Source organism: Bradyrhizobium sp. CAR08 (assembly GCF_052871955.1).
The window spans coordinates 580,668-593,938 of sequence record NZ_JBIXJX010000001.1 but is presented as its reverse complement, the minus strand read 5'-3'; the positions used below and the strand labels follow the sequence as shown (position 1 = coordinate 593,938).

General features: G+C 64.5%; 8 protein-coding genes and 1 pseudogene. 4 read left to right on the top strand and 5 right to left on the bottom strand.

Annotation, left to right across the window (positions count from 1 at the left end; translation table 11 throughout):
* Positions 1–112 precede the first annotated feature (112 nt).
* The 4 genes from ACIPUD_RS02705 to ACIPUD_RS02690 form a co-directional block, all read right to left on the bottom strand.
* Positions 113–961, bottom strand: a complete 849-nt coding sequence (locus ACIPUD_RS02705) for an enoyl-CoA hydratase/isomerase family protein (protein ID WP_446480071.1) — start codon at positions 959–961, stop codon at positions 113–115.
* Between the two features lie 61 nt (positions 962–1,022).
* Entirely contained in the window at positions 1,023–2,336 is a 1,314-nt protein-coding gene (locus ACIPUD_RS02700) for an epoxide hydrolase family protein (protein WP_446480070.1), read from the bottom strand.
* Between the two features lie 264 nt (positions 2,337–2,600).
* The gene (locus ACIPUD_RS02695) at positions 2,601–3,326 is read right to left on the bottom strand and encodes a VOC family protein (protein ID WP_446480069.1); all 726 of its coding nucleotides are present in this window, start codon (positions 3,324–3,326) and stop codon (positions 2,601–2,603) included.
* 33 nt (positions 3,327–3,359) lie between these two features.
* On the bottom strand, positions 3,360–4,031 hold the full coding sequence (locus ACIPUD_RS02690) for a sensor histidine kinase (RefSeq protein ID WP_446480068.1): 672 nt from the start codon (positions 4,029–4,031) through the stop codon (positions 3,360–3,362).
* A 332-nt stretch (positions 4,032–4,363) separates the two neighbouring features.
* Between ACIPUD_RS02690 and ACIPUD_RS02685 the strand changes: the two genes are divergently transcribed.
* The 4 genes and pseudogenes from ACIPUD_RS02685 to ACIPUD_RS02670 all read left to right on the top strand — a co-directional run bounded on the left by ACIPUD_RS02685 (position 4,364) and on the right by ACIPUD_RS02670 (position 9,996).
* The gene (locus tag ACIPUD_RS02685; RefSeq protein ID WP_446480067.1) at positions 4,364–7,207 is read left to right on the top strand and encodes an ATP-binding protein; all 2,844 of its coding nucleotides are present in this window, start codon (positions 4,364–4,366) and stop codon (positions 7,205–7,207) included.
* A 118-nt stretch (positions 7,208–7,325) separates the two neighbouring features.
* Positions 7,326–8,033: a hypothetical protein gene (locus ACIPUD_RS02680; RefSeq protein WP_085348991.1), complete on the top strand. Its 708-nt coding sequence runs from the start codon at positions 7,326–7,328 to the stop codon at positions 8,031–8,033.
* Positions 8,034–8,216: 183 nt separating this feature from the next.
* Positions 8,217–8,918 carry a type 1 glutamine amidotransferase domain-containing protein gene (locus tag ACIPUD_RS02675; RefSeq protein WP_446480066.1) on the top strand — a complete coding sequence of 234 codons (702 nt, stop codon included), beginning with the start codon at positions 8,217–8,219 and terminating at the stop codon, positions 8,916–8,918.
* Positions 8,919–9,040: 122 nt separating this feature from the next.
* Positions 9,041–9,996: pseudogene (locus ACIPUD_RS02670) on the top strand (alpha/beta fold hydrolase).
* A gap of 49 nt (positions 9,997–10,045) precedes the next feature.
* Here ACIPUD_RS02670 and ACIPUD_RS02665 read toward each other — a convergent pair.
* Complete coding sequence (locus ACIPUD_RS02665; protein WP_446480065.1) at positions 10,046–12,928, bottom strand: ATP-binding protein; 2,883 nt, start codon at positions 12,926–12,928, stop codon at positions 10,046–10,048.
* Positions 12,929–13,271 lie beyond the last annotated feature (343 nt).

The window sequence follows — 13,271 nt, the reverse complement described above, 5'->3', positions numbered from 1 at the left end:
GCGCCGCAGCAGTTCCGCCAAATCCCGTTCCGATAAAATCGGAACGGGACTTGATTCTTGCTTTGACGCGTTTTCTTCACGCGAACCGGTATCCACTTCGCTTGAAAACGCTTTAGCTACCGATCTGTCCGACATGGAAGCCGAGCCGGTTCTCGACATCACCGGCGCGGTGGAAGCCGCGCGACATCAGCGCCTTGATGCGGCTCTGGCTTGCCGGGCGGCTGAGCGAGGCCAGGAACGCGTCCCATTCCGGCTTGATCTCGATATCCGGTGGCAGGCTCGCAACGTCGACGAGGCGCTTGGTCTCGGCAATCGCCTCCTTGTCGAAGGACGCGATGCGCATGGCCAGCGCCTCGACGAAGCCATCGAGCTCGGCATCCGGCAACGAGCGGTTCACATAGCCGTAACGTTCGGCGAGATCGCCGTGGATATCGTCGGCGCCAAGCAGAACCTCGAGCGCGCGGCCGCGGCCCATCAGGCGCGGCAACCGCGCCATCGGCCCGCCGCCGGGCACCAGGCCCGCACCGACTTCCCATTGCGACAGAATCGCCTTTTCGCGGCTGGCAAAGCGCATGTCGCTCGCGAGCGCCAGCTCGCTGCCGACGCCGGTCGCGCGGCCCCGGATCGAGGCAATCGAGACGACCGGCGCGCGGCTGAGACGCACCAGCATGTCGGGCAGTGCCTGCAGGCCGGTCGGCCCGGGCGGGATACGAAGCGAATCCTCCAGCGGCGCGAGGAAGTCGTAATGCGTGATGAAGAAGCCTTCGACGGCGCTGTCGAACACCACGACCTTCACCTCAGGATCGGTCTCGATCGCCGTGACGACGTCGTCGAGAAGCGGAAGCTGCTTGGGGCCGAAGATATTGACCGGGGGCATGTCGAAGGTGACGCGCCAGTACGACGGCAGGCGACGCTCCAGGCGGATTTGGTCCGTCGTGAAAGTGCGTTCGGGGCGGTTCATGATTGCATTCCTGTCTGTGGGGAAAGAAGGGAACGCGCGGAAGTGCGCGTCCCCGCAGTTCTCAGATCGACTGACGCAGCGGCCGGAAGGCGGTGCGCATTTCCGCGGAGAACAGTGCGGGCTGCTCCCAGGCGGCGAAGTGGCCGCCCTTGTCGAGGCGGTTGTAGTGCATCAGCTTCGGATAGGCCTTCTCGGTCCAGCTGCGCGGCGCGGCGTAGATCTCGTCCGGGAAGACGCTGACGGCGACCGGGATCTTGATGTGCTTGGGCTCGAAGAACACCAGCTTGTTTTCCCAGTACAGGCGCGCCGAAGACACCGCAGTGTTGGTGAGCCAGTAGAGCGTGATGTTGTCGATCACATCGTCCCGCGACAGCCCTTCCGTCTTGCCCGCGAACACCCGGGCGATCATCGCGGCGCTGCGCGCATCATGGTCGAGCATCCAGGACGCGAGGCCCGCCGGCGAATCCACCAGGCCATAGAGCGTCTGCGGCCGGTTGGACATCTCGATCGCGTAGCCGAGACCGTGCTTATAGAAATCATCGAGCTGATCGTAAGCGTAGCGCTCGTCGGCCGAGAGGTTCGAGGGCCGCGATCCGCCGAGCTGAAGCGCCTTGGCAATGTCGTCCGGAACGGTCGCGGGCATATTGGTGTGGATGCCGAGCAGTTCCGGCGGCGCGATCACCGCGATCTGCTCCGTCACGGCATTGCCCCAATCGCCGCCTTGCGCGACATAGCGGTTGTAGCCGAGCCGCTTCATCAGCACGATCCAGGCCCGCGCGACGCGCTGGGGGTCCCAGCCCAATTCCGTCGGCTTGCCGGAGAAACCGTGACCGGGCAGCGAGGGAATCACGAGATCGAAGGCGTCCGCCGCCGTCGCTCCGTGTGCGGCGGGGTCGGTGAGCGGGCCCACGATCTTCATCTGCTCGATGATCGAACCGGGCCAGCCATGCGTGACGATCATCGGCAAGGCATTCTCGTGCCTGGAGCGGACGTGAATGAAATGGATGTCGACGCCGTCGATCTCGGTGACGAATTGCGGCAAGGCATTCAGCCGCGCCTCGATCTTGCGCCAGTCGTAGTCGTTCTGCCAGTAGCTCACGAGCTGCTGCACTGTCGTCAGTTGCACGCCCTGCGATTGATCGGCAACGATCTCACGATCAGGCCAGCGCGTCGCGGCGAGACGGCGACGGAGATCGAGCAGATCCTGCTCGGGCACGCTGACGTGGAACGGGCGGACCGCCCCGCTCACGCCGGCCTTCGCAGAATGCAGCGGCAGCAGGCTCGACACGCTTGCCGCGACCGCGGTCATCGCGGCCTGGCTCAGCAGTTGACGGCGGTCTGGATTGAGAATGTCGGTACGTGCTTGCGTGGTCATGTTCGATCTCCCTGGCTTTGGTCGGTGACGCTGACCGAATTCGACATCAACGCCTCGGTTCGCCATGCCGAGAGATTGGCGCAGGCCCTGGCAATTTGCTCGTTATGGGTTGTTAGAGCGCGTTAGCCGTTGCGAGCCGCGCGACACCGAGGAGAGCGATCGTCGACTCGCGACGCGCGCCGCCAAAACAACACGGCGCGCGATGAGCTCAGTCATCGCGCGCCGTGTCGGCTTGCATCAGTCGAAGAATCCGTGCTGCCCAACTCAGGATGGCAGCGGCTCGCCTGCCTGCTCGCGGACGATATAATCGGCGTACCAATCGGCCCAGTTCTCGTCGTGCCCGCCGGTCCGCTTTTCGTGCTCGCCATGGGCCGCCGCCGCGCGGCGCAGTGCTGCGGCCAGCGCGGCCTGCGAAGCGAATGTCGTGCCGCCGCCCGCGATCCGTCCCGGCAATCGCGTCGTGACCTCCTGGAACAACCAGCCATTGCCGTCGGGATCGCTGAACGACGCATATGAGCCGTAGCTGCCGCGCTTCGGGTCAGCACCGCTCACCCGAACGCTGCCGGAGAGATAAGGCTCGTCGGTTCCGGCGTGAACATCGCCGGCACCATGGAATGGAGCGCTGACCTCGACACCGCGGTCGAGCAGATCCCTTCGCGCCGCCTCCAGATCGGAGACGATCAGGTAAAGGCCTCGCACCGAGCCCGGCGCTGCCGCCGTCACGTTCCTGCCGAAGATCACCGAGCAGGCCGAGCCTGGCGGCGTGAACTGGATCACGCGCCAATCATCGCCGGAGGCAAAATCGGCGTCCAGTCGCCAACCGAGGCGCGCGTAGAAGGCCTTGGCGCGATCGACATCGGACACGGGGATCACGATCACCTCGAGCCTCTGATCAACGCTAGGCGATGTCGAAGGCTTGTTCGCAGACGTGTTAGAAGACTTGTTTGAAGGCTTGGCCGCGGCATCGCGGTCGATTTCGGTGGTGGCCATATCGAACTCCCTGGGTTGGATCTAACACGAGCTTCAATTAGCTGCGATCGGCATCACGATCGTTACGCGTGTGCCGTCTTCTCCCGCCTCGCCCTGCAACCGGGCGTGAATGCTGCGTGCGAGTCCTTCGAGAATCCGGCTGCCGGTGCCCTGAAGCGGCCCGGTCGCGCCGATCCCGTTGTCTATTACCGTGCAGAACCAGGCGCTCTCGCGATTGGCCATCTCGATGCGGATCAGCGCATCATTCCGGTCCGGGAAGGCATGCTTGGCCGCATTCGTCACCAGCTCTGTCAGCATCAGCGCGACCCGATGGCATTGCGACGCCGGCAGCGTGCCGCTTTCGATCGCGGCCTCGCAGCGGATGCCCGCCGGCTCCAGCACCGCCTCGGAAATCGCTCCACACAGGTTTTCGAAGAAGGCCGCCACCGGGATCGCCGTATGGTCGTCATTGTCGGACAAGAGTTGATAGAGCCTGCCGAAGGCGACGATGCGCCGCTCGAGCCGGTCCGCCGCAAGGGATACGTCCTTGGTACCCGTTCGGGTGAAATCGCGGCGGACTGACGCACCCAGTATCGTCAGCGTGTTCTTCATCCGATGGTGGGATTCCCGCAGCACGAGCTGCCAGTCACGCGACTGATCGTCCAAACTGGCCATAAATTGAGATCGAACGACGTCGTCATTCGGCCGAGCATTGATACCTGACATCGTAGCCTCCCCGTTGGAATTAACGCCAAACTCGGGACAGATACTGGATGCAGTTCGCGCGTATTGCTCGTTAGACGTTGCAAGATTCTGTTATGATGGCGGTACGACGACCAGACTCCGAATTGTGAGCTGGGCGGTCAAGGACGCTGCCGGGTTGTCCCGATCGCTTCGCGAGATGCTCGCGTTTGAGTACAATTTGCGACGGATCGCCCCGCGCGACGGCCAATTGCCGGCACCCTCCACGCGATTTCGCCACTTTCGACCAGTTTACTCAGGGTTCCCTTCTGCTAGATCAAAGTGCAGAGTTCAGCTCTCACTGGAATGATTGGCCCGTGCCGGACACTAACGACCAGGATTCGGCCATTGCTTTCGGGCCTTTCCGGCTGTTCGCAAAGACGCGGCTGCTCGAGAAGGACGGCGCGCCGGTTCACCTCGGCGGCCGTGCTCTGGACATTCTCGTTTGCCTCGCCGAGCGAGCCGGCGAGGTCGTGGACAAGCGTGAGTTGATCCGGCGGGTCTGGGCCGATGTGAATGTGGACGAAGGCAGCCTGCGCTTTCACATCACGACGCTGCGCAAGGCCTTGGGCGATCCGGGCGAAGGCTCCCGCTACGTCGTCAACGTCCCCGGACGGGGTTATTGCTTCACGGCCGCGCTGCTCCGGGCCGCCCCATCGGAGAACCGGACCAGCCTGCCCGTTGCTGCGCCGCGCTCGCTGCCCTCGCCGCTCGCGAAGATGATCGGGCGGGACGATGCGGTCGAGAAAATATCCGCCGAGCTTGCCCTGCATCGCTTCGTCACGATCGTCGGCCCCGGCGGGATCGGCAAGACCTCGGTCGCGCTGGCGGTGGCGCATCGCGAGCTCCCGGCCTTCGACGGCCAGGTGTGTTTTGTCGATTTCGGCGCACTGAGGGAGACCCGGCTCGTTGCGGGAACGATTGCGGCCGCGCTGGGCCTGACGGTCAATTCCGACGACCCGATGCCGGGGTTGCTGACGTTCCTGCGCAACCGGCGGATGCTGCTGGTCTTCGACAGCTGCGAGCACATCCTCGACGATCTCGCCCCCCTGGCCGAACGCATCGTCCGGGAAGCGGGCGGGCTCCATATTCTCGCCACCAGCCGCGAATCCTTCCGCGCCGACGGTGAGCGTGTCCATCGGCTGTTTCCACTGGATTGCCCGCCACAGCGCGACGGACTCGGCATCGCCGATATCCTAGCCTATCCCGCAACTCAGCTCTTCGTGGAACGCATTACAGAGAGCCTGAGCGAATTCGAGCTCAGCGAAGAGGATGCGCCGCTCGTGGCCGACATCTGCCGTCGATTGGACGGCATTGCGCTCGCGATCGAGCTCGCGGCCGGGCGCGTGAACGCCTATGGCATTGCCGGGACCGCCTCTCTGCTCGACAGCCGTTTCTCACTGCTATGGCGCGGGCGGCGTACCGCTGTGCCGCGGCACCACACCCTGAGTGCGGCGCTCGCCTGGAGCTATGATTTGCTGCCGGCAGCCGAAAGCGCAACGCTGCGCGGATTATCGGCGTTCGTCGGACCGTTCACGCTGGAAGCCGCGCTTGCGGTCGCATCCTGTCAGGGCATCGGCGAGGCGGAAGCCGCCGAGGCGATCTCCAATCTGCTGTCCAAATCGCTGATCGCGACCTCGCCTGCGGAGCGGCGGCTGCGCTATCGCCTGCTCGACACCACACGTGCCTTCGTCGCGGAGAAGCTCGTCGAGAACGGCGAAGCTGACCGCGTCGCACGCGCCCACGCCGAATATTTCCGCGACTTCCTGCGCGACATCGCCCTCAAATCCACGGGCATGCAGAGCGCCGGCGGCTTTCTTCCCTATGCCGACCACCTGCCCAATGTCCGGGCCGCGCTGACCTGGAGCTTTTCGGACGGCGGGGACCGAACGATCGGCGTGGATCTGGCGGCGTCGGCAGCGCAATTCTTTCTCGAGCTGACATTGCTGACGGAGTGCTATCGCTGGACCCAGGAGGCGCTGGCGTCGCTCGATGCGAGCGCGGTGGACGGCCGCAACGAAATGATCTTGCAGGCCGCGCTCGGCGTCTCCGCGATGTTCACGCAGGGCAATACCGAAGCGGTCCGCTCGGCATTCACGCGCAGTCTCCAGCTTGCCCGGGAGCTCCAGGATCTGCACTGGCAGCTCTGGCTGCTGCGCGGATTACACATCTATCTCACCAGGGTCGGTGATTTTCACGGAGCACTCGGAACCGGCGAACAAGGCGAGAGCGTCGCGCGGAAGCTGAACGATCCCGCCAGCACGCTGAACGTCGAATGGATGCTGGGCGTCGCCCATCACTTGATCGGCAACCAGGACAAGGCGGTGCAGCTCTGCGAGAGCGCGATGTTGCATAATCCCGGCTCGCAGCGGCTGAATATCGGCCATCTCGGCTATGACGACCGCATCGTCGCACTGGTGGCGCTGGCACGCGGGCTTTGGCTCACCGGCCGGCCCGATCGTGCGATCGAGGCGTCGAGATACACCGTTCGCGAAGCCGAGCTGCTCGAACAGCCGCTCACTCTCGGTATTTCCTTGATCTGGACCATCTACGTGTTCCTCTGGGTCGGCGACTTGGCCAATGCGGAAATCCTGATCGAGCGGCTGATCGATCATTCCGCGCGGCACTTCCTCGGGCCCTATCACGCGGTCGGCATCGGCCAGAAGGGTGAGCTGCTGCTTCGCCGCGGCGACGTCGCCGCCGGCATCGAGCACCTCCGCCGCAGCCAGGCCACGCTGTACGCGACGCGACACCGGATCATGACCACGGTGTTTGCGACCGCGCTCGCGGAGGGACTTGTGGCGCAGAACCAGGCCGACGAAGCCTTGCAGACCATCAACGATGCCATCGCAGAGATCCCCGATCATGGCGAATCCTTCGACATGCCGGAGATGCTCAGGGTCAAGGGCGACATCCTCGCCCGGTCGGGCAATGCCGCGGAAGCCGAAAGCTGCTTCCTGGACTCGCTCGATCTGTCACGCCGCCAAAGCGCGCTCGGCTGGGAGCTGCGGGGAGCAATTAGTCTCGGCCGGGTTTGGCGCGGGGCCGGAAAAGCCGCCGACGCACGCGCCCTGCTCGCCCCCCTCGTCGCGCGGTACCAGGAGGGCCTCCAGACCCGTGATCTCGTCGCCGCCAGGGAGCTCCTTGCGGCCCTGAATTGAGAGTATCTTCAATGAGATACCGCAAGGCTATCCGCTCGCAACTCCTAACAAATTCTAACACGCCAAGCCGCATCCGCCCCGCCATGGTGGTGGCACTTCATGGTGGATATGGCGGGACATGGCGCTTCTTGACGATGTAATTGATGCCAGCGGCGGAATGGCCCGCTGGAATAGCTTGAGCCGGTTCACGCTTCACCTCTCCGTCGCGGGAACGCTGTTCTCCAGCACCGGACATGCCAGCGAATTCAAGGACGTGACGGCGGAGGGCTCGACCCGCACGCAATCGGTCCGCTTCACCGGCATCACCGGAGGCGAACACTCCGGCTCGTTTCAGCCGGACGCGATCACGATCGAAAGCCTCGAAGGTGAGATTCTGCGGACCTGGCGCAATCCGAGTCTTGCGTTCACCGAGGCCGGTTCGCCCGCGCTCGCGGGCGAGCTGCATCTCGTCTTCTTCTGCGGCGTCGCGATCTGGAATTATCTGACCAATCCATTCCTGCTCGCCCATCCCGATGTCTTGGTGGAGGAGCTGCCGCCGTGGCAGGAGAATAACGAGTCATGGCGGCGGCTGCGGGCGCAATTCCCACCGAGCCTGATCACGCTCGCGCCCGAGCAGATCTTCTATTTCGACGAGAACGCATTGCAACGGCGGACCGATCACGATCTGTTCGGAATGAAAGTCGCGCATTACTCCTGGGCCCATGACAGCTTCGGCGGCATCGTGGTGCCGACGCTCCGACGCGCGCAGACGCTGCGGCCCGACGGAACCGTGGTCGCCAAGCCCGTGCTGATGGATGTCGAGATCTTTGACGCCGTCTTCGAGTAGCGGCCCGCGCGATATCTCCAACTCTCAACGTCTAACAATACATAACGAGCCAACAGTCGGCCTTGAGCGCAGATTGGGTTCGCGAGCAACGAACGACGTGACGTGCTCGAACGAGACCCAGCTCGGCGCATCTCCACCGCAATGGAGCGCGTCATCGAGCAAACGCACTCAAGGAGAACGGTCATGAAAATATTGATGGTCATCACCTCGCACGACCAGCTCGGCAACACCGGGCGCAAGACGGGCTTCTGGCTCGAGGAGCTCGCCGCCCCCTATTTCATCTTCAGGGATTCCGGGGCCGAGATCACCCTCGCCTCGCCGAAAGGCGGCCGTCCGCCGCTTGACCCCAAGAGCAACGAGCGCGAATTCCGCACCGACCTGACGCTACGCTTCGAGGCCGAGGTCGCCGCCGAAGCCCAACTCGACAAGACGGTTCGCCTCGACAGCGTCAAGCAGGGAGATTTCGACACCGTCTTCTATCCCGGCGGTCACGGCCCGATGTGGGACCTCGCCGAGGACAAGGACTCGGTCAAGCTCATCGAATCCTTCCTTGCCGCCGGCAAGACAGTCGCCGTCGTCTGCCATTCGACTGGTGCGCTGCGCCACGTCAAGACGCCCGACGGCAAGCCCCTGGTTCAGGGCAAGGAGGTGACCGGCTTCACCAATGGTGAAGAGGAGGACGTCGGCCTCACCAAGGTGGTGCCTTTCCTGGTCGAAGACGAAATGCTGAAGCTTGGCGCCGTCTTCTCGAAGACGGCAAACTGGGGCGTTCACGTCGTCACCGACGGCCTCTTGATCACGGGCCAGAACCCGCACTCCTCGGGTCCGGCCGCGCAGGCCCTGCTCGCCGCCCTGAAGGGCGAGCCGCTGGCGCGCGCGTCGTAAAGCCCAGATGCGGCACATCGCGAGAGGCGCCCGCGATGGTGCCTCTCGACGCCGCCGTCACAAGCGGATGTCCCCTACTTGCGACACATCTTCACTTCACATGCCGGATTCGGAGCGATGACATGAACATCCCAGCCACTCTTGCCCTCTCGGCCGCTTTGGCCTGCGCGACCGTGCAGGCCTCGGCACAGGATCTGCGATCGAGCCGGCGCTCGATCAGCTATCACAAGACCGATATCCGGGGTCTCGAGATTTTCTACCGCGAGGCTGGGCCCACCGACGCTCCGACGGTGCTGCTGCTCCACGGATTTCCCTCGTCGTCGCGGATGTGGGAGCCGCTGATGCCGCTGCTCGCCGACAAATATCATCTCATCGCGCCGGACTATCCCGGCTTCGGCAACAGCAGCGCGCCGCCGCCATGCGACTTCACCTATACGTTCGACAACATCGCCGCCGTGATCGGCGAGCTCACAACGAAGCTCGGCCTCACCGACTACGTCCTGTTCATGCAGGACTACGGAGGCCCTGTCGGCTTCCGCATGGCGCTGGCGCATCCCGAACGCGTCCGCGGTGTCATCGTCCAGAACGCGGTTTCGCACGAGCAGGGGCTGAGCCCGCTCTGGAATGCGCGCAGGAAGTACTGGGCCGACCCGGCGCACGAGGTCGAGGCGCTCAAGGCCAACTTTACGTCCCTGGAGGCGACGCGTCAGCGGCATCTCGGCTCCAGTCCGCGTCCCGAGCGCTATGACCCCGACACCTGGATCGACGAATACGCGTTCCTGACGCGTCCCGGCCAGGCCGAGATTCAGACCACGCTGTTCCTGGATTACCGGACCAACGTCGCCTCCTATCCGAAATGGCAGGCTTGGTTGCGCCAGACGCGGCCACCGACGCTGGTGGTCTGGGGCGAATACGATCCGTCATTCGCCGTCGCAGGCGCGACGGCCTATCGCGACGACGTGCCGGATGCCGAGGTTCACATTCTCGAAGCCGGCCACTTCGCGCTGGATGAAGCCACCGACAGATCGCTTTGCTTGTCCGCGACTTCCTGGGGCAGCTGGCTGGACACAAGGGTTGAGCGCTGATGGACGCGCTCAGCAGCGAGAAGAGACGGTCGTATCGACTGTTCAGGCCCCCGGTTCGTTCAACATGCGTCGTGCTGCAATGAGATCGGCGGTCTCGAACCCTTCGGAGAACCGGGCATAGGTTTGAGCGAGCTGTTCGAGCGGATTTTGCACATGCTGCCGGGTTCGAAGCCGCGCCAGCGACATCTCGGCTCGCAGCCGCCACGATAGCGCGCCCTGCTGTTCGGCGAGCGAGATCGAGGCGACAAGATCGGCCTCGGCCGCGTCGGGATTGCCGCCCTGGACCTCCAGCTCTCCCCGCAGACGGAGCAGCTCGGGCATGTCGAACGCGCCGCCTTCCCGCTCGACCCGCAGAATGGTTTCGTGAAGAACCTGAATGCCTTCCGTCAATTGTCCCAAGCTGACCAGGCCCCGAGACAGATCCGCGGCGAACGCCGAGGCATAGAGTTCGTAGCGGTCGGCATGCAGGCGTGGAAGCGCACTCCGCATCAGGTCGACGCCGCCGGCCGCCTCGCCCCGAGCGATCATGCTCTGCGCCCGAAAACCCGCCGCGACGGCTTCGTAAGGCACGAGCCCGTGCATGCTCGCATGCGCGGTCAGACGACCGGTCATCGCCTCGACCGACGACCAGTCGCCGAGCCAGCCGAATACCGAAGCGGACCAGCATAATGCGATACAATGCATGACCACGTCATGCGGCGCCGAAGCGCCGACCAGCGGCCGGATGCATTCGAGCGCACGATCGGGAAAGCCGCGCAGCCATAGCACGCGCGCGAGCGGAATTTGCGGTGTGCGTGAGTAGGCGAAATGCCCGGGTTGGGTGCCGCGGAGCGCAGCGTCGTCTCGCAGGCCCTGGTGGAGATGAGCCTGCGCCGCGGCCTGGTCTCCGGCGAGGTGATATGACACGCCGAGCAGCGCTTTGCTCCCGGCGATGCCCGCGGTATCGCCGATGACGCGGGCAATCCGCTCGGCGTGAAGCGCAGTCGGCACCAGATGCCGATAGCGACCGGTCCGGCGGTAGAACATGTTGAGCCGGGACAACAGCCTGAATGTGTTGGCGTGATCGGAAAGCGCTTCCGCTATTTCCAGCCCGCGCCTGAGCGCCGCTTCCGCCTGCTCGCTGTTACGTTCGGTGAACATCAAGGCGTGACCGAGCGTCGACTGAAGTTCGAGCTCCCATGCGCCGCCCCGGTCGGCCTCGTCCAGCATTGCGAGTGCGCGATCGGACCAGATGCGGGCCTCGTTCAGCAAATTGAGTTCGACGAACAGCCTTGTGCAGCTGCCGGCGAGCGGCACGCGCAAGCCGGCGCCGTCGTCGTTGGCATAAGCCCATTGCAGCGCAGCGCGGGCATCGGCGAGCAGGCTCGCGCTTTCCTGCAAACGTGACGCATGATCGCCGCCCTCCTTGTCCCTCATGCCCGCTTCGAGCGTGCATTGAACATAGAGAGCATGACGATGCGCGATCTGCGCCAGCTGTCCGCCGTCGGCCAGTTTCTGCAGGGCATAGGCACGCGTTGCGTCGAGCAGGCGATAGCGCCGCGATGCGCCGTCCGGCTGGGTGGAAACCAGCGACTTCACCACGAGTTGCTCCAGGGCCTCGACGACGCGATCCTCCGCCATCTCCGCCCCGGCCGCGACTGCTATCGCGCCCCTCAACGTGAAGTGACCTGCGAAGACGGCGAGGCGCTGAAATACGATCCGCTCGCTCTCGCCGATCAGACCGAAACTCCAGTCGAGCGTAGCGCCGAGCGTCTGCTGCCGCGGCGGCGCCGTCCGCCGCCCGCGCCATTCGAGCTGCAGCCGGTTGTCGAGCAGCGCCGCCATCTCGCGCAGTCCATAGAGACCGACACGTGCGGCAGCCAGCTCGATCGCCAGCGCGATGCCGTCGAGCTTGCCGCAAATCCGGGCCAGGACTTCGGCATCCTCGTCGGTGATGTCGTCGCGATGCCCCGCCGCGACGGCGCGATCGACGAACAGGCGCACGGCGGGATAAGCAAGCACCTCGCCGGCACTGAGGCGGGTGCCCTGCGGCGGACCGGGGAGCGAAACGAGCTCGAAAATCTGCTCGCCTTCCACCAGCAGCGACTCGCGGCTGGTTGCGAGGATGACGATGCCAGGCGCCTCCCGGTAGATGTTTTCTGCAAGGCGCGCGACCTCCTCGATGACGTGCTCGCAGCTGTCGAGCACGAGAAGCAGCCGGCGGCCGCGCAGGAAATTGACGATGCTGGCCGAGGGGTCCTCGTGGTGCACGACGAGGCCCAACGCGGCTGCAACCGTGCTCGCGACCAGCGCTCCGTCCTTGAGCGGACCGAATTCGAGGAAATGGACGTTGCCGTCGAAGCTATCGCACATCTCGTGCGCGAGCGCAGTCGCAACGGTGGTCTTTCCGATGCCGCCCGGCCCTCGCAGCGTGACGAAGCGATCGCGGAGCAAGCGCGCTGCCAACTCGGCCACGGCGTCCTCTCGCCCGACCATCCGGTCCAATCGGCGCGGTAGCGACGGTGGCGGCGCGGCCCTTTCAGGCACACGCGACGCCGGTGTAGCCACCTCCGCGCGCCCGCCACGCCGCACGGGCGCGACAAAGCAATAGCCCCGGCCCGGGATGTTGGTGATGTAGCGGGCACCATCCTTTCCGTCGCCGAGCACCTTGCGCAGCTCCGCGACATGGACGCGCAGGCTGACCTCCTCGACGGAAAGTCCGGACCACGCATAGCCGAGAATTTCGTTCTTCGGGACCACTTCGCCGGCGCGACTGACCAGCAGGCGCAAAATATCCATCGCACGGCTGCCGAGCCTGACCGGCAAGCCATCCTTCTCCAGCAGCCGCGACCGCAGCGAAAATGGCCCGAACGCGACGGCATCGAAATCTGGGATCGCCGCGGCGTCGCGGCCGCGGGGGCCCTGTCCTGCCGAGAGCTCGATCACTTTTGGCTCATCTTGACGGCCGCTCCAGCGAAATGCGGCGCGACTATACCCGGCGCCAGTGCGAGGTCCAGCGAGGGCAACCCACAGAACTCACACCTCCACATCGATCTCCACGCCATGACCGGTGCTCTCCTGAGTCGTGTCGGGGATACGCAAATGTCTGATAAACTGTACAAAAACGACGCTTCCTGAGACGGGATGCCGCACCTGATGCGCTCCCACAAAAACTAACACATCCTAATCACCACTAACGAGCTTGCAGGTCAGCTCACGCCTATCCTCTCACCATGGAAAACGTGGGCTTTGCGCGTTTGCTGGTTGCAAACAGCGGAGAACGCCCGGA